This window comes from Pseudomonas sp. NPDC090592, assembly GCF_044769185.1.
In the GTDB taxonomy this organism is placed as follows: domain Bacteria; phylum Pseudomonadota; class Gammaproteobacteria; order Pseudomonadales; family Pseudomonadaceae; genus Aquipseudomonas.
In genome coordinates, this window is record NZ_JBIVXJ010000015.1 from 121,691 (window position 1) to 138,176 (window position 16,486).

The following is a 16,486-nucleotide window of genomic DNA, read 5'->3' on the forward strand; positions in this document are numbered from 1 at the left end:
CCCGGCTTGCCCGGGCGCGGTTTTTTCATGCCTGTGATTTACGCTGGGCGTGCCAGGCCTGGCGTGCGGCGTCGTCGTGGAAGCTCCAGGCGACCATGCGGCTCTGCTTCTGCCCTTGGCCCATTTCGACAATGCGCACGGCCTTGGCACCGGCCTTCTTCAGCGCCGCTTCGATCCCCGGCAGGTTGCTGGCCTTGGACACCAAGCTGGTAAACCACAACACCTGTTCGGCGTATTGCACGCTTTCGCCTACCAGTTGGGTGACAAAGCGGATTTCGCCGCCCTCGCACCACAATTCATTGTTCTGGCCACCAAAGTTCAGCACCGGCAACTTGCGCTTGGGGTCCTGCTTGCCAAGATTCTTCCATTTGCGCTGGCTGCCACGGGTTGCTTCGTCCCGTGAGGCATGGAAGGGCGGGTTGCACAGGGTCAGGTCGAAGCGTTCGTTTTCCTGCAGCAGCCCGCTGAGGATGTGCGCACGGTTGGCCTGCTGGCGCAGGCTGATGGCCTTGCCCAGGTTGTTGGCCTGGACAATGGCCTTGGCCGATGCCAGGGCTAGCGGGTCGATATCCGAGCCCAGGAAGCGCCAGCGGTAGTCGCTGTGACCCAGCAGCGGGTAGATGCAGTTGGCGCCCACGCCGATGTCCAGCACCCGCACCTGTGCGCCCTTGGGCACTTCGCCGGCATTGTCTGTTGCTAGCAGGTCGGCGGCCACGTGGATGTAGTCGGCGCGCCCGGGAATGGGCGGGCACAGGTAGTCGGCGGGGATGTCCCAGTGCTGGATGCCGTACTGGGCCTTGAGCAGGGCACGGTTGAATACGCGCACGGCTTCGGGGTTGGCGAAGTCGATGCTGGGTTTGCCGTGGGGGTTGGTGATGGTGAAACGGGCCAGGTCAGGGTGGGCCTTGATCAGGCTGGGGAAGTCGTAGCGGCCTTGGTGGCGGTTGCGCGGGTGCAGGGTGGGTTTTTCGGTCATGATTGGGTCCTGAAAAGCATCGCCGGCAAGCCAGCTCCCACAGGTATGACGCTTTCCTGTGGGAGCTGGCTTGCCGGCGATGGGCTGCGAAGCAGCCCGCTATGGCTTCACTTTTGGTTACAGCGCTGCAATCCGCGCATGCTGCTCGGTGAAGTTGGCCAGGGCCTGCTCGGACTCGGCCAGCTTGGCTCGTTCCTTCTCGATCACCGCAGGCGGTGCCTTGTCGACAAAGGCCGCGTTGGACAGCTTGCCACCCACGCGTGCCACTTCGCCCTGCAGGCGCTGGATTTCCTTGTTCAGGCGCGCCAGTTCGGCATCTTTGTCGATCAGCCCGGCCATTGGCACCAGCACTTGCAGGTCACCGACCAGTGCAGTGGCCGACAGCGGCGCCTCGTCGGCGTCGCTCAGTACGGTGAACGATTCGACCTTGGCCAGCTTCTTCAGCAGGGCTTCGTTTTCCTGCAGGCGACGCTGGTCTTCGGCGTTGGCGTTCTTCAGGAACAGCGGCAGCGGCTTGCCCGGGCCGATGTTCATTTCGGCACGGATGTTACGCAGGCCAACCATCAGCTCTTTCAGCCACTCGATGTCGCCTTCGGCGGCGGCATCGATGCGTGCTTCATTGGCCACAGGCCAAGGTTGCAGCATGATGGTCTTGCCTTCGATGCCCGCCAGCGGCGCGATGCGCTGCCAGATTTCTTCGGTAATGAACGGCATGAACGGGTGCGCCAGGCGCAGCGCCACTTCAAGCACGCGTACCAAGGTACGGCGGGTGCCACGGGCACGCTCGACCGGGGCATTTTCGTCCCACAGTACCGGCTTGGACAGCTCCAGGTACCAGTCGCAGTACTGGTTCCAGATGAACTCGTACAGCGCCTGGCTGGCCAGGTCGAAGCGGAACTGCTCCAGCTGGCGGGTCACTTCGGCTTCGGTGCGTTGCAACTGCGAGATGATCCAGCGGTCAGCCAGCGACAGTTCGTAGGCTTCGCCGTTCTGGCCGCAGTCCTCGCCCTTGTCCAGCACGTAGCGGGCGGCGTTCCAGATCTTGTTGCAGAAGTTGCGGTAGCCTTCGACGCGGCCCATGTCGAACTTGATGTCGCGGCCAGTGGAGGCCAGCGAGCAGAAGGTGAAGCGCAGGGCGTCGGTGCCGTAGCTGGCGATCCCTTCCGGGAACTCGGCCTTGGTCTGCTTGGCGATCTTCTCGGCAAGCTTGGGCTGCATCATGCCGCTGGTGCGTTTTTCCAGCAGGGCATCGAGGGTGATGCCGTCGACGATGTCCAGCGGGTCCAGTACGTTGCCCTTGGACTTGGACATCTTCTGGCCCTGGCCGTCACGGACCAGGCCGTGCACGTACACGGTCTTGAACGGTACCTGCGGGGTGCCGTCTTCGTTCTTGATCAGGTGCATGGTCAGCATGATCATGCGCGCAACCCAGAAGAAGATGATGTCGAAGCCGGTCACCAGTACGTCGGTGGAGTGGAACTTCTTGAGGAACTCGGTCTGTTCCGGCCAGCCCAGGGTGGAGAAGGTCCACAGGCCCGAGCTGAACCAGGTGTCGAGTACGTCGTCGTCCTGGCGCAGGACCACGTCGGCACCCAGCTTGTGCTTGGCGCGCACTTCTACCTCGTCGCGGCCAACGTAGACCTGGCCGGCCTCATCGTACCACGCCGGGATGCGGTGGCCCCACCACAGCTGGCGGCTGATGCACCAGTCCTGGATGTCACGCATCCAGGAGAAGTACATGTTCTCGTACTGCTTGGGCACGAACTGGATGCGGCCATCTTCCACGGCAGCGATGGCCGGCTCTGCCAGCGGCTTGGTGGAGACATACCACTGGTCGGTCAGCCATGGCTCGATGACAGTGCCCGAACGGTCGCCTTTGGGCACCTTCAGGGCGTGGTCATCAATGCTCACCAGCAGGCCCTGGGCATCCAGGTCGGCAACGATCTGCTTGCGCGCGACGAAGCGGTCAAGGTTGGCGTACTGGGCTGGCAGGCTGGTATCGACCTGCTCGTTGACGCTGCCGTCGAGGTTGAAGGCCTGGGCGCTGGCGAGCACGAAGGCGTTCTTGTCGAAGATGTTCAGCAGCGGCAGGTTGTGGCGCTTGCCGACTTCATAGTCGTTGAAGTCGTGGGCCGGGGTGATCTTCACGCAGCCGGTACCGAACGCGGGGTCGCAGTAGTCATCGGCGATGATCGGAATGCGGCGGCCGACCAGCGGCAGTTCGACGAACTTGCCGATCAGTGCCTGGTAGCGTTCGTCGTTCGGGTTGACCGCAACGGCAGCGTCACCCAGCAGGGTTTCCGGACGGGTGGTGGCAACCACCAGGTAGTCCAGGCCTTCGGCGGTCTTGGCGCCATCGGCAAGCGGGTAGCGCAGGTTCCACAGGTGGCCCTTCTCGTCGTGGTTTTCCACTTCGAGGTCGGAGATGGCCGTGTGCAGCTTGGTGTCCCAGTTGACCAGGCGCTTGCCGCGGTAGATCAGGCCGTCTTCATGCAGGCGCACAAAGGCTTCCTTGACCGCGCCGGACAGGCCGTCGTCCATGGTGAAGCGCTCACGGCTCCAGTCGACCGACGAACCCAGGCGGCGGATCTGGCGGCTGATGTTGCCACCGGACTGGTCCTTCCATTCCCAGACCTTGTCCAGGAACTTTTCGCGGCCCAGGTCATGACGGTTCTGGCCCTTGGCTTCGAGCTGGCGCTCGACCAGCATCTGCGTGGCGATACCAGCGTGGTCGGTGCCTGGCTGCCACAGGGTGTCGCGGCCTTGCATACGGCGGAAACGGATCAGGGCGTCCATGATCGCGTTGTTGAACCCGTGGCCCATGTGCAGGCTGCCGGTCACGTTCGGCGGCGGGATCATGATGGTGTAGGACTCGCCTGCACCTTGTGGGGCGAAATAGTTCTCGGACTCCCAGGTGTTGTACCAGGAAGTTTCGATGGCGTGCGGCTGGTAGGTCTTATCCATGCGCGGCGGGACCCTGTGCATTTATTCGGGAAAGCCGGGAAGTATAACCAAGCTGGGGGCCGCAGGCGACAAGCTGCTGACAACTGTCGGAACTGTGTCGCCTGCTTCGCGGGCACGCCCGCTCCCACAAGTCCACCGCAGGTCCTGTGGGAGCGGGCATGCCCGCGAAGCAGGCAACACCGATGCCAGGTTTTACTCGGAACGCTTGATCAACCGTTCGATCCGCGCATCCAGCCGGCGCTTGATCTCGTTCTCGATATGCGGGGTGAAGTCGTTGATCACGTCCTGCATGATCATCTGTGCCGCTGCGCGCAACTCGCTTTCCAGGTGCAGCAGGGTGTCCTGGCGGCGGGCCTGGGGGTCATCCGCGGGCTCGGCAGCCACCGGCTCGACAACCCGTGCCGGGTTGCCGGCAGGCTCCTCCAGCAGCAACGGGATTTGTTCCACCGTTTCGGTGAGCAGCGGCGGTTGCAGGTCGGCGTCGCCAAGCAGCTGGCGAATCGACTCGAGATCATCGAGCAGATGGGCGGAGTCGGGCAGGGGTGAGGGCTTGTCCATCGTCGTCAAAGTCGCTGTAAGCGGTGGTCTTGCAGAGCATAGCCCTGTTCACGGTAGAAACGGAATCGCTCGCGGGCCGGTTGGCGGATGCCAGGCTCCTCGACCACGATTTCGGCCACCCGCTCGAACTGGCCGACAAAGCCCGGCACGCTGGCGCCCAGGTTGATCAGCAGGTCGCGATGATCGCCGGCACTGTCGCTGGCCAGGCCCAGGGCTACGCTGGCATCGGCATGCGCTTCGGCCAGGTCGTGGGGCACGAAGGCCTCGCCCTTGAAGTGCCACAACCGTTGGTCCAGCGCGTTGCGCTGCTCGCTGTCCTGGCAATGCAGGTAGACCCGATGCCCCAGGCGCCAGGCCTTTTCGCACAGCTTGCAGGCGAAATCGAGCCGCGCCGACAGCGAGTCGGTGGGCAAGATGTAGAAGTCGACTTTGCTCATGGTGGGAATCGCCGGCCGGTGGCGCGCAAGGCACCACCGGTCTCACGGCGTCAGGCGCCAGCGCGGTCCAGCAGGTACTGGGTCAGCAGGGGCACCGGGCGGCCCGTGGCGCCCTTGTCCTTGCCGCCGCTGACCCAGGCGGTACCGGCGATGTCCATGTGCGCCCAGTTGTAAGCCTTGGCAAAGCGCGACAGGAAGCAGCCTGCGGTGATGGTGCCGGCTTTCGGTCCGCCGATGTTACCCATGTCGGCGAACGGGCTGTCCAGCTGCTCCTGGTATTCGTCGAACAGCGGCAGCTGCCAGGCACGGTCGTCGGCGCGCTTGCCGGCATCGAGCAACTGGCCGACCAGGTCGTCGTTGTTGCCCATCAGGCCAGAGGTGTGGCTGCCCAGTGCGACGATGCAGGCGCCGGTCAGGGTGGCAATGTCGATCACCGCCTGTGGCTTGAAGCGCTCGGCGTAGGTCAGGGTGTCGCACAGCACCAGGCGGCCTTCGGCGTCGGTGTTGAGGATTTCCACGGTCTGGCCGCTCATGGTGGTGACGATGTCACCTGGGCGGGTAGCGCCGCCGCTCGGCATGTTCTCGGCGCAGGCCAGCAGGCACACCAGGTTGATTGGCAGTTGCAGCTCGAGTACTGCACGCAGGGTGCCCAGCACACTGGCGGCGCCGCACATGTCGTATTTCATTTCGTCCATGCCGGCGCCTGGCTTGAGGCTGATGCCGCCGGTATCGAAGGTGATGCCCTTGCCCACCAGCACGAACGGCTTGTCTGCCTTCTTGCCGCCCTGGTAGTTGAGCACGATCAGGCGTGGTGGCTGGTCGCTGCCCTGGCCCACGGCGTAGAAAGCGCCCATGCCCAGGTCCTTGATTTTTTTCTCATCCAGCACTTCGACCTTCAGCGCCTTGTGCGCCTTGCCCAGGTCCTTGGCCTGTTCGGCGAGGAAGCTCGGGTGGCACAGGTTAGGCGGCAGGTTGCCCAGGTCGCGGGTAAAGGCCATGCCGGTGGCGATGGCGGTAGCGTGCTTGACGGCACGCTCGACGTCGGCCTGGCCGGCCTTGTCGGCCAGCAGGGTGACTTTTTTCAGGGCGCGTGGCTCGGCTTTCTGGCTTTTGAAACGGTCGAACACGTACTCGCCGTCCTGCAGGGTTTCGGCCAGCAGGCGGTATTTGCCGTAGTGCGCGTCGCGGTTGCTGACCGCGATATCGTCCAGGGCCAGCACGGCGTCAGCGCCATTCAGGCCCTTGAGCACGCCAGCGACACTGGCAACCAGTTTGCGCCAGGCGCGGTCGCCCAGGGCTTCGTCCTTGCCGCTGCCTACCAGCAGCACGCGCTCGGCCTTCAGGCCAGGCAGGTTTTGCAGCAGCAGGGTCTGGCCCGGCTTGCCGGCCAGGTCACCACGCTTGAGCACGGCACTGATGGCACCTTCGCAGGCTTGGTCGACAGCCTTGGCAACGGCGCCGAGCTTGCGGTTTTCATCTACCGGAATGACCAGGGTGGCAGTTTTTACCGATGCAGCAGCTACGCTTTTTACAACCAGTTCCATGTCAGGATCCCCGAATGTTCGATACCAATGACGCTGTGTGTGCCAGCGCTCTGGACGGGCCTGGCCGCGTAGTCGCGTGCCAGCAGAAAAGCTGCCAGTTTGAGCCTGCGGCAAGCGTGCTGACAACCCCGTTTTGCGCCTTCATGCGCGGCCAAGTGACAGGGGCGGTCAATCACAGGATAATGCGCGCACTTTACATGGAGGTTCGCCTTTGGCGAACCGGCATTGGTCTTGGATGTACTAAGTCATTGTTTGGCGCCATTGCATGGCAGTCCGCCCTGACAACCCAGGAGTGTCTGGTTTGATCGTCTTTCGTTATCTGTCCCGCGAGGTCCTGGTGACCTTGAGCGCCGTCAGCGCTGTGCTGCTGGTGATCATCATGAGCGGGCGCTTCATCAAGTACCTGGCCCAGGCTGCGCAGGGCGTGCTCGACCCGGGCGTGCTGTTCCTGATCATGGGCTTCCGGCTGCCGGGCTTCCTGCAGCTGATCCTGCCTCTGGGGCTGTTCCTTGGCATTCTTCTGGCTTACGGGCGGCTGTACCTGGAAAGCGAGATGACCGTGCTGTCGGCCACCGGCATGAGCCAGCAGCGCCTGCTGGGCCTGACCATGGCGCCGGCTGCCCTGGTCGCCCTGCTGGTCGCCTGGCTGAGCTTGAGCCTGGCACCGCTGGGCGTGGCCCAGGTGCAGCAGATCATCGCCCAGCAGGACACGCTGACCGAGTTCGACACCTTGGTGCCGGGCCGCTTCCAGACCTTGCGTGACGGCTCGCGGGTCACCTACACCGAGCAGCTGTCGGACGACCGCGTCAACCTGGCCGGGGTGTTCATCTCCGAGAAGCGCTTCAACCAGGACAAGACCAAGGATCGCGCCCCGTCGGTACTGGTCGCCGAGAAAGGCCACCAGGAGATCCAGGCCGACGGCAACCGCTACCTGGTGCTGGAAAACGGCTACCGCTATGACGGTAACCCTGGCCAGGCCGATTACCGCGCGATCAAGTACGACACGTACGGTGTGCTGCTGCCCAAGCCGGAAGTCGCCGAGGAAGTGACCGAGCGCGAAGCCATCCCCACTTCCGAGCTGATCGGCAAGAAGGGCCTGCGTGAGCGTGCCGAACTGCAATGGCGGCTGTCGCTGCCGATCCTGGTGTTCGTCGTCACCCTGCTGGCGGTGCCGCTGTCGCGGGTCAACCCTCGCCAGGGCCGCTTCCTCAAACTGCTGCCGGCAATTCTCCTGTACATGGCCTACCTGACAATGCTGATTTCCGTACGCGGCGCCCTCGAGAAGGGCAAATTGCCGATTGGCCTGGGCATGTGGTGGGTCCACGGCCTGTTCCTGCTGATCGGCCTGGCCCTGTTGTATTGGGAACCGCTGCGCCTCAAGCGCGCTGCCCGTCGTGCGGAGGTGGCCCATGGGTAAGCTGGACCGCTACATCGGCCAGAGCGTGCTGCTGGCCATCCTGGCCGTGCTGGGCATCATCCTCGGCCTGGCCTCGCTGTTCGCCTTCATCGACGAGATGAGCGACCTGAGTGACACCTACACGGTGATGGAGGCCGGTAACTTCGTCCTGCTGACTGCACCCCGGCGGCTGTACGACATGCTGCCGATGGCCGCCTTGATCGGCTGCCTGATCGGCCTGGGCAGCCTGGCCAGTAGCAGCGAACTCACCATCATGCGTGCGGCCGGGGTGTCGATCGGCCGCATCGTCTGGGCGGTGATGAAGCCGATGCTGGTGCTGATGCTGGTCGGCCTGCTGATCGGCGAGTACCTGGCTCCGGTGACCGAGAACAAGGCCCAGGCCGACCGTTCCCTGGCCCAGGGCGGTGGTGAGGCGCAAAGCTCCAAGCGCGGCATGTGGCACCGCCAGGGTGAGGAGTACGTGCACATCAACGCTGTGCAGCCTAATGGCCTGTTGCTGGGTGTGACCCGTTACCGCTTCGACAGCGAGCGCAAGATCGTGACGTCGAGCTTTGCCCGCCGCGCGCAGTACCAGGCCGACCACTGGCTGCTAGCCGACGTGCGTACCACCTACTTCCGTGGCGACCATACCGAAGTCGTCAACGCGCCAGAGGAGCGCTGGGACGTTTCGCTTACGCCGGAACTGCTCAATACGGTAATCCTGGCGCCAGAGTCGCTGTCGATTACCGGCCTGTGGGACTACATTCACTACCTGTCGGATCAGGGCCTGAACAATGCCCGCTACTGGCTGGCGTTCTGGACCAAGGTGTTGCAGCCGATGGTGACGGCGGCGCTGGTGCTGATGGCGATCTCGTTCATCTTCGGCCCGCTGCGTTCGGTCACCCTTGGCCAGCGCGTGTTCACCGGCGTGCTGGTGGGCTTTGTGTTCCGCATCGCCCAGGACCTGCTGGGGCCATCGAGCCAGGTGTTCGGCTTCCCGCCGCTGTTGGCGGTGGTGATCCCGGCGGGCATCTGTGCCTTGGCCGGTTTGTGGTTATTGCGCCGGGCGGGGTAGTGGCCTGAGCTGCACAAAAATGCCGACCTGAGGGTCGGCTTTTTTGTGGGTGTCAGCCTGTGCCGGCCTCTTCGCGGGCATGCCCGCCCCCACAGGTACAGCGCAGGCATCAAGGTGGGTGCGATCCCTGTGGGAGCGGGCGAGCCCGCGAAGAGGCCGGCAACGCCAACAAAAATCTTTGGTTTATTTCTTCAGCTTCGGCACCCGCACCAGCTGGCTTTCCGAATAGATGTCATGCCAGCCACGCTTGTGCTTGTCGATCAACACCCAGAAAAACCCCAGCCCCAGGCACAGCCAGGAAGCAATCGACACCACGAAGCGCAGCAACGCCTGCCACAGGCTGATGGCCGAGCCATCGGCGTTCTGCACCCGCACGCCCCATACCTGCATGCCCAGCGTCTGCCCACCGTGGGTCCAGAATTTGGCAAAGAAGCCGAACAAGGCAAACAGCAGTACCGTCGACAGCAACGGGTCGCCATCCAGTGCGCCGGCCTCGGTCAGCTCGCGCATGCGCGCTTCGCCAATGATCGTCATCTGGATCAGCTTGTAGGCGCCGGCAGTCACGATCAGCAGCGCCGTGCACAGCAGAAAGTCATAGAACATCGCCGCCAGGCGCCGGCCCAGGCCGACCGGCGGAAAATCACCCTGGGGTGTGAGCAGAGGCTTGGTCATGCAGGACAGCTCCAGAAATCGAAGCCGCTATTCTACGGGCAAAAAAAAGCCCCTGCACTTGGCAGGGGCTTTTTGAAGTCGGGTGCGGCTTAGCCTTGAACCTGGACTTTGTCAGCCTGCAGGCCTTTCTGGCCCTGGACTGCTTCGAAGGTGACCTTCTGGCCTTCTTTCAGGCTCTTGAAGCCGTTGCCTTCAATAGCGCGGAAGTGCACGAACAGATCAGCACCGCTTTCTGGGGTGATGAAGCCGTAACCTTTTTCGTCATTGAACCACTTGACGGTACCGTTCTGACGCTGAGTCATTGTCTTATTTCCTATGAAGCTTAAATTTTGATGACAGTTACTTTCGCACTTTTTTGTAAGCGAAAGATTACTGGGCTGGGTTGCAGGAAAGTAAGAGACGTCGAACGGGTTGTAGCAAATATCGGCTACTGGCCCAGGTCACGAACTGTTGCGACCCATGCAAACACAGTCCCTTGAATGTACGCCAACTGCCGAGCGAAAAACAAGCCCTTGGTCGTATGGAAAAATGGCCGTTTGCCGATAACCGACCGCTTTGTCGGAAACGGCATGGCGCCTGGCCTGGCGCCATGTTCAAAAGTTATTGGGCAGGTTCGAAAACGAATATGACGGGCCTGCCCTAAACCTTCACAAAGCCGTTTCAACCACGGTAGTAACGTTGCGCCACGAAAGGCATTTTGCTGACTTTCAAGGCAACCTTCTTGCCGCGCACGACGGCAAAAAGTGCAGTGTCGAGTGTGGCATGTTCACTATCGATATAACCCATTGCTACAGGCGCACCGAGTGTCGGGCCAAAGCCCCCGCTGCATACTTTGCCTACGGGTTTATCGTGGGCATCGACAATATCCGCACCTTCACGCACTGGCGTACGCTCTTGCGGCAACAGGCCGACACGTTTGCGTGCCACACCGTCACACTGGTGCGCGAAGATCGCTTCGGCACCCGGGAAGCCTGCGGCACGTGCGCCATCGGCACGGCGTACCTTGGAAATCGCCCACAGCAGGCTGGCTTCAATCGGGGTGGTTTCGCTGTTCATGTCGTGGCCATACAGGCACAGGCCGGCTTCCAGGCGCAGCGAGTCGCGAGCACCCAGGCCGATCGGCTGTACTTCCGGCTCGGCCAGCAGGCGACGGGCAAGGGCATCGGCGGCGTGGGCGGGGACCGAGATCTCGTAGCCGTCTTCGCCGGTGTAGCCCGAGCGGCTGACGAAGCAGTCCTCACCCAGCAGTTTCACCGGGCGGAACTGCATGAAGGTCAGGCCGGCCACTTCCGGGGCCAGGCGCTCCAGCACCTTGACCGCTGCCGGGCCTTGCAGGGCGAGCAGGGCACGCTCTTCGAACAGTGGCTGCACCTCGCAACGGTTGCCAATATGTTTCTGCAGGTGGGCCAGGTCCTGGTCCTTGCAGGCGGCGTTGACCACCAGGAACAGCGTGTCATCACCGAGGTTGGCAACCATGAGGTCGTCAAGGATGCCGCCTTGGTCGTTCGTGAACATGGCATAACGTTGCATGCCTGCCGGCAGGTCGATGATGTCCACCGGCACCAGGCTTTCCAGGGCCTTAGCCGCGTCGGCACCGCGCAAGGTGATCTGGCCCATGTGCGAGACATCGAACAGGCCGGCCTGCTCGCGGGTATGCAGGTGCTCCTTGAGCACGCCCAGCGGGTACTGCACGGGCATGTCGTAGCCGGCGAACGGCACCATGCGCGCACCCAGTTCCAGGTGCAGGGCGTGCAGTGGGGTCTTGAGCAGTGTTTCGGACATCGGTGACTCCTTGCTGTTGTTGTCGGGTCAACATTCGATGATGTTGACGGCCAGGCCGCCACGGGCGGTCTCTTTGTATTTGCTTTTCATGTCGGCGCCGGTCTGGCGCATGGTGCGGATGACCTTGTCGAGTGACACGAAGTGTTGCCCGTCGCCGCGCAAGGCCATGCGTACCGCATTGATCGCCTTCACCGAGCCCATGGCGTTGCGCTCGATGCAGGGCACCTGGACCAGCCCGCCGATCGGGTCGCAGGTCAGGCCCAGGTTGTGTTCCATACCGATTTCAGCGGCGTTTTCCACCTGCTGCACGCTACCGCCCATGACTTCGCACAGCGCCCCGGCGGCCATCGAGCAGGCCACGCCGACCTCGCCCTGGCAGCCCACTTCGGCGCCGGAGATGGAGGCATTTTCCTTGTACAGGATGCCGATGGCGGCGGCAGTGAGCAGAAAACGCACCACCCCGTCATCGCTGGCACCCGGGACGAAGCGCATGTAGTAGTGCAACACCGCCGGGACGATGCCTGCCGCGCCGTTGGTGGGCGCAGTGACCACGCGCCCGCCGTAGGCGTTTTCTTCGTTCACCGCCAAGGCGTAGAGGTTGACCCAGTCGAGTACCGAAAGGGCATCGCGCAAGCTTGCCTCCGGGTGGCGACTCAGCTGGCGGTACAGGGCTGGAGCCCTGCGCTTGACCTTCAGCCCGCCCGGCAATATGCCTTCATGCTGGCAGCCGGCTTCGACGCAATCCTGCATCACCTGCCAGATGCGCAGCAGCCCGGCGCGGGTTTGTGCCTCTGGGCGCCAGGCGGCCTCGTTGGCCAGCATCACCTGGCTGATCGACAGGTTTTGCGTGGTGCAGTGGCCGAGCAGTTCCTTGGCGGTCTTGAACGGGTAGGGCAGTACGGTGCTGTCCTCGACGATGCGGTCGTGGCCGGCGGCGTCTTCGTCCACCACGAAACCGCCGCCCACCGAGTAGTACTCGCGGCTGCGGATCTGCAGGCCGGCGTCATCGAAGGCGCGGAAGATCATGCCATTGGGGTGGTAGTCCAGCGGCTTGCGGATCATCGCCAGGTGCTGCTTTTCGATGAACGCGATGCTGTGCTCGCCCAACAGGTTGATGCGGCCGCTGTCGCGGATGGCTTGCAGGCGGGCGGGGATGATGTCGGTGTCGACGGTGTCGGGGTGTTCACCTTCCAGGCCCAGCAGCACGGCCTTGTCACTGCCGTGGCCCTTGCCGGTGGCGCCCAGCGAGCCGTACAGTTCGGCCTTGACGCTGGTGGTGCGGGTCAGCAGGCCATCACGGCGCAGCCCTTCGGCGAAGCGTGCAGCGGCGCGCATCGGGCCGACCGTGTGCGAACTGGAGGGGCCGATGCCGATCTTGAACAGGTCGAAGACGCTCAGTGACATGGTGGACCTCCTGCCATGGATAGTGGGCGGATGGTGAACCCTGTGGGAGCGGGCATGCCCGCTCCCACAGAGGGCCGCACCTCAGGTCAGGTGCCGGGCCAGAGGGCTATCAGGCGTCCTGATAGCTCTCGATCGACGGGCAGGCGCATACCAGGTTGCGGTCGCCGAACACGTTGTCAACCCGGCCGACCGGTGGCCAGTACTTGCCTTCCACCAGGCTTGGCAGCGGGTAAACCGCCTGCTCGCGGCTGTAGCCGTGGGTCCATTCGCCAACCAGTTCAGCCGCCGTGTGTGGGGCGTTCTTCAGCGGGTTGTCGTCCTTGTCCACGCTACCGCTTTCGACCGCACGGATTTCCTCGCGGATCTGGATCATCGCGTCGCAGAAGCGGTCCAGCTCTTCTTTAGACTCGCTTTCGGTCGGTTCGATCATCAGCGTACCGGCCACCGGGAAGGACATGGTCGGGGCGTGGAAGCCGAAGTCGATCAGGCGCTTGGCCACGTCGTCGACGCTGATACCGCTGGTGTCCTTCAGTGGGCGCAGGTCGAGAATGCACTCGTGGGCCACCAGGCCATTTGCGCCGGTATACAGAACAGGATAGTGCTCTTCCAGGCGGCGGGCGATGTAGTTGGCATTGAGAATCGCCATCTGCGAGGCACGCTTGAGGCCGGCACCGCCCATCATGCGGATGTACATCCAGGTGATCGGCAGGATGCTGGCGCTGCCGAACGGCGCGGCGCATACCGCACCTTCGGTGTTTTCCAGCTGGGCATGGCCTGGCAGGAACGGCGCCAGGTGCGACTTGACGCCAATCGGGCCGACACCCGGGCCGCCACCGCCGTGCGGGATGCAGAAGGTCTTGTGCAGGTTCAGGTGGGACACGTCGCCGCCGAACTTGCCTGGGGCGCACAGGCCGACCATGGCGTTCATGTTGGCGCCGTCGATGTACACCTGGCCACCGTTGTCGTGGATGATCGCGCAGATTTCGCCGATCGCCTCCTCGAACACACCGTGGGTCGACGGGTAGGTGATCATGATCGCGGCCAGGCGCTCGCGGTGCTCGATAGCCTTGGCGCGCAGGTCCTCGACATCGACGTTGCCGCGAGCATCACAGGCGGTGACCACGACGCGCATGCCAGCCATGTTGGCGGTGGCCGGGTTGGTACCGTGGGCCGACGATGGGATCAGGCAGATGTCGCGGTGGCTTTCGCCACGGCTGCGGTGGTAGGCGCGGATGGCCAACAGGCCCGCGTACTCGCCCTGGGAGCCGGCGTTGGGTTGCAGCGACACGGCGTCATAGCCGGTGGCGGCGCACAGCATCGCTTCCAGCTCGGTGGTCATCTGCAGGTAGCCCTGGCTCTGCTCGGCCGGGGCGAACGGGTGCAGGTTGCCGAACTCGGCCCAGGTGACCGGGATCATTTCGCTGGCGGCGTTCAGCTTCATGGTGCACGAGCCCAGCGGGATCATGCTGCGGTCCAGCGCCAGGTCCTTGTCGGCCAGGCGGCGCAGGTAGCGCATCAGCTCGGTTTCGCTGTGGTAGCGGTTGAACACCGGGTGTTCGAGGATGGCCGACTGGCGCAGCAGCGTGGCTGGCAGCAGCGGGGCTGTGCTGGCGGCCAGGGCGGCAAAGTCAGGTTGTGCCTGATCGCCGGCGAACAGCTGCCACAGGGCTTCGACATCTGCCTGGCTGCTGGTTTCGTCCAGCGACAGGCCCAGGTGGGTGGCGTCGACCTGGCGCAGGTTGAGACCCTGGGCGCGAGCCTTGTCGTGCAGGCCGGCGGTGGCAGTGCCGGTGGCCAGGGTCAGGGTATCAAAGGCGCTGGCGCCGACTACCTGCATGCCCGATGCCTTCAGGCCAGCGGCCAGGATTGCGGTCAGGGCATGGGTACGTTCGGCAATGCGCTTGAGGCCGGCCGGGCCGTGGTACACGGCGAACATGCTGGCAATATTCGCCAGCAGCACCTGGGCGGTGCAGATGTTGCTGGTGGCCTTCTCGCGGCGGATGTGCTGCTCGCGGGTTTGCATGGCCAGGCGCAGGGCAGTCTTGCCAAAGCGGTCGATCGACACGCCGACCAGGCGGCCCGGCATATCGCGCTTGAAGGCATCACGGGTGGCGAAGTAGGCCGCGTGCGGGCCACCGAAGCCCAGTGGCACGCCGAAGCGCTGGGCGCTGCCGATGGCCACGTCGGCATCGAATTCGCCCGGCGGGGTCAGCAGGGTCAGGGCCAGCAGGTCGGCCGCAACGGCAACCAGGGCGTTGGCGGCGTGGAAGCGCTGCACCATTTCACGGTAGTCGAACACTTCACCGTTGCTGGCCGGGTATTGCAGCAGGGCGCCGAAGAAAGCGCTGACATCGCCCAGTTCGCGCTCGTCGCCCACTACAACCTCGATACCCAGCGGCTCGGCACGGGTGCGCAGCACGTCGAGCGTTTGTGGGTGGCAGTGCACGGAGGCGAAGAAGGCGTGGCTGGCCTTGTTCTTCGACAGGCGCTTGCAGAAGGTCATGGCCTCGGCTGCTGCAGTGGCTTCGTCGAGCAGGGAGGCGTTGGCGATCGGCAGACCGGTCAGGTCGCTGATCAGGGTCTGGAAGTTCAGCAGCGCTTCCAGGCGGCCTTGGGAAATCTCCGGCTGGTACGGGGTGTAGGCGGTGTACCAGGCCGGGTTTTCCAGCAGGTTACGCAGGATCGGCGCCGGGGTGTGGGTGTTGTAGTAGCCCTGCCCGATGTAGCTTTTGAAAAGCTGGTTCTTGCCGGCGATGGCCTTGAGCGCGGCGAGCGCGTCGGCTTCGCTCTGGCCGTCGTGCGAGCCCAGTACGCTGGTGCCTTTGATGCTGTCGGGGATGACCGCGGCGGTCATGGCCTCCAGCGAGTCGAAGCCCAGGATAGCGAGCATGGCCTGCTCGTCAGCGGAACGCGGGCCAATGTGGCGGGCGATGAATTCGTTGGCGGTGCTGAGGTTGATGGTCATGTCGGAGTTCCTCAGGCGTCGTCGTTGGCTTTGATCAGGCGGTCGTAGCTGTCCTGGTCGAGCAGGGCGCTGACTTCGTTCATGTCGGCCGGGATGAAGCGGAAGAACCAGCCTTCGCCCAGCGGGTCTTCGTTGACCAGTTCCGGGCTGTCTTCGAGCTGGGCGTTGACCTCGACCACTTCACCGGTCAGGGGCATGTAGACGCCGCTGGCGGCTTTTACCGACTCGACGGTGGACGCTTCGCTGCCTTTCTCATACTGCTGCAACTCTGGCAGTTGCACGAAAACCACATCGCCAAGGGCGTTCTGGGCGTAGGCGGTGATGCCCACGGTGACGCGGCCATCGGCTTCGACGCGCAGCCATTCGTGATCTTCAGTGAAACGCAACTCGCTCATGGGGAATCCTCGGGAAGCAGGGCGTTGGGCGCGGTGGCTCCGCGCTCTTGGGTGGGATTCTCGAAGCAAAAATGCGGCCAATCGTAAAAAGTCCTTAAAAATCATGAATTTAGTATTTTTCTGAGAGTCGATGCGCATCCAGCTGGAATGAAAACGCTACAGCAAGCTGACGAGGGAAAAGGGTTTCGGGATCAAACCCTTGTGCGTGCGCATCGAGAGGGGCGTGTATCGATTTCAATCCGCTGTATTTAAATCGATACGGCGTGATGCGCGTGGTCTGCACCGACCTTGTCGGTGGTGTTAATTGGCAATTCAGAT

At 63.4% G+C, this 16,486-nt stretch carries 13 protein-coding genes; 2 read left to right on the forward strand and 11 right to left on the reverse strand.

Annotated features, from left to right (window positions below; all coding sequences use genetic code 11):
- Positions 1 to 25: 25 nt before the first annotated feature.
- The 5 genes from rlmF to ACIQUI_RS15800 all read right to left on the reverse strand — a co-directional run bounded on the left by rlmF (position 26) and on the right by ACIQUI_RS15800 (position 6,479).
- Positions 26 to 976, reverse strand: a complete 951-nt coding sequence (gene rlmF, locus ACIQUI_RS15780; RefSeq protein WP_403200123.1) for a 23S rRNA (adenine(1618)-N(6))-methyltransferase RlmF — start codon at positions 974 to 976, stop codon at positions 26 to 28.
- Positions 977 to 1,093: 117 nt separating this feature from the next.
- The gene (locus ACIQUI_RS15785; protein ID WP_403200125.1) at positions 1,094 to 3,940 is read right to left on the reverse strand and encodes a valine--tRNA ligase; all 2,847 of its coding nucleotides are present in this window, start codon (positions 3,938 to 3,940) and stop codon (positions 1,094 to 1,096) included.
- Positions 3,941 to 4,132: 192 nt separating this feature from the next.
- Positions 4,133 to 4,498: a DNA polymerase III subunit chi gene (locus ACIQUI_RS15790; RefSeq protein WP_403200128.1), complete on the reverse strand. Its 366-nt coding sequence runs from the start codon at positions 4,496 to 4,498 to the stop codon at positions 4,133 to 4,135.
- A gap of 5 nt (positions 4,499 to 4,503) precedes the next feature.
- Positions 4,504 to 4,935 carry a DNA polymerase III subunit chi gene (locus ACIQUI_RS15795; RefSeq protein ID WP_403200131.1) on the reverse strand — a complete coding sequence of 144 codons (432 nt, stop codon included), beginning with the start codon at positions 4,933 to 4,935 and terminating at the stop codon, positions 4,504 to 4,506.
- Between the two features lie 50 nt (positions 4,936 to 4,985).
- Positions 4,986 to 6,479 carry a leucyl aminopeptidase gene (locus ACIQUI_RS15800; protein ID WP_403200134.1) on the reverse strand — a complete coding sequence of 498 codons (1,494 nt, stop codon included), beginning with the start codon at positions 6,477 to 6,479 and terminating at the stop codon, positions 4,986 to 4,988.
- Positions 6,480 to 6,780: 301 nt separating this feature from the next.
- Between ACIQUI_RS15800 and lptF the strand changes: the two genes are divergently transcribed.
- Positions 6,781 to 7,896 carry an LPS export ABC transporter permease LptF gene (gene lptF, locus ACIQUI_RS15805; RefSeq protein WP_403200136.1) on the forward strand — a complete coding sequence of 372 codons (1,116 nt, stop codon included), beginning with the start codon at positions 6,781 to 6,783 and terminating at the stop codon, positions 7,894 to 7,896.
- Positions 7,889 to 8,950 carry an LPS export ABC transporter permease LptG gene (gene lptG, locus ACIQUI_RS15810; protein WP_391124680.1) on the forward strand — a complete coding sequence of 354 codons (1,062 nt, stop codon included), beginning with the start codon at positions 7,889 to 7,891 and terminating at the stop codon, positions 8,948 to 8,950. Before lptF ends, lptG begins: the two co-directional genes overlap by 8 nt.
- Before the next feature lie 183 nt (positions 8,951 to 9,133).
- Here lptG and ACIQUI_RS15815 read toward each other — a convergent pair whose 3' ends face one another.
- The 6 genes from ACIQUI_RS15815 to gcvH all read right to left on the reverse strand — a co-directional run bounded on the left by ACIQUI_RS15815 (position 9,134) and on the right by gcvH (position 16,168).
- Entirely contained in the window at positions 9,134 to 9,622 is a 489-nt protein-coding gene (locus tag ACIQUI_RS15815; protein ID WP_403200139.1) for an RDD family protein, read from the reverse strand.
- Positions 9,623 to 9,711: 89 nt separating this feature from the next.
- Complete coding sequence (locus tag ACIQUI_RS15820; RefSeq protein WP_403200141.1) at positions 9,712 to 9,924, reverse strand: cold-shock protein; 213 nt, start codon at positions 9,922 to 9,924, stop codon at positions 9,712 to 9,714.
- Positions 9,925 to 10,282: 358 nt separating this feature from the next.
- Entirely contained in the window at positions 10,283 to 11,404 is a 1,122-nt protein-coding gene (gene gcvT, locus ACIQUI_RS15825) for a glycine cleavage system aminomethyltransferase GcvT (RefSeq protein ID WP_403200144.1), read from the reverse strand.
- A gap of 27 nt (positions 11,405 to 11,431) precedes the next feature.
- Entirely contained in the window at positions 11,432 to 12,808 is a 1,377-nt protein-coding gene (locus ACIQUI_RS15830) for an L-serine ammonia-lyase (RefSeq protein WP_403200146.1), read from the reverse strand.
- 109 nt (positions 12,809 to 12,917) lie between these two features.
- On the reverse strand, positions 12,918 to 15,773 hold the full coding sequence (gene gcvP, locus ACIQUI_RS15835) for an aminomethyl-transferring glycine dehydrogenase (protein WP_403200149.1): 2,856 nt from the start codon (positions 15,771 to 15,773) through the stop codon (positions 12,918 to 12,920).
- Between the two features lie 11 nt (positions 15,774 to 15,784).
- Positions 15,785 to 16,168 carry a glycine cleavage system protein GcvH gene (gene gcvH / locus ACIQUI_RS15840; protein WP_403200151.1) on the reverse strand — a complete coding sequence of 128 codons (384 nt, stop codon included), beginning with the start codon at positions 16,166 to 16,168 and terminating at the stop codon, positions 15,785 to 15,787.
- Positions 16,169 to 16,486 lie beyond the last annotated feature (318 nt).

Bases quoted from the DNA above. Each gene is read 5' to 3' on its own strand.
- ACIQUI_RS15795 (WP_403200131.1), bottom strand. From the start codon at position 4,935: ATGAGCAAAGTCGACTTCTACATCTTGCCCACCGACTCGCTGTCGGCG.
- rlmF (WP_403200123.1), bottom strand. From the start codon at position 976: ATGACCGAAAAACCCACCCTGCACCCGCGCAACCGCCACCAAGGCCGC.
- ACIQUI_RS15790 (WP_403200128.1), bottom strand. From the start codon at position 4,498: ATGGACAAGCCCTCACCCCTGCCCGACTCCGCCCATCTGCTCGATGAT.
- ACIQUI_RS15800 (WP_403200134.1), bottom strand. From the start codon at position 6,479: ATGGAACTGGTTGTAAAAAGCGTAGCTGCTGCATCGGTAAAAACTGCC.
- ACIQUI_RS15815 (WP_403200139.1), bottom strand. From the start codon at position 9,622: ATGACCAAGCCTCTGCTCACACCCCAGGGTGATTTTCCGCCGGTCGGC.
- lptG (WP_391124680.1), top strand. From the start codon at position 7,889: ATGGGTAAGCTGGACCGCTACATCGGCCAGAGCGTGCTGCTGGCCATC.
- ACIQUI_RS15830 (WP_403200146.1), bottom strand. From the start codon at position 12,808: ATGTCACTGAGCGTCTTCGACCTGTTCAAGATCGGCATCGGCCCCTCC.
- ACIQUI_RS15820 (WP_403200141.1), bottom strand. From the start codon at position 9,924: ATGACTCAGCGTCAGAACGGTACCGTCAAGTGGTTCAATGACGAAAAA.
- gcvH (WP_403200151.1), bottom strand. From the start codon at position 16,168: ATGAGCGAGTTGCGTTTCACTGAAGATCACGAATGGCTGCGCGTCGAA.
- gcvT (WP_403200144.1), bottom strand. From the start codon at position 11,404: ATGTCCGAAACACTGCTCAAGACCCCACTGCACGCCCTGCACCTGGAA.
- ACIQUI_RS15785 (WP_403200125.1), bottom strand. From the start codon at position 3,940: ATGGATAAGACCTACCAGCCGCACGCCATCGAAACTTCCTGGTACAAC.
- gcvP (WP_403200149.1), bottom strand. From the start codon at position 15,773: ATGACCATCAACCTCAGCACCGCCAACGAATTCATCGCCCGCCACATT.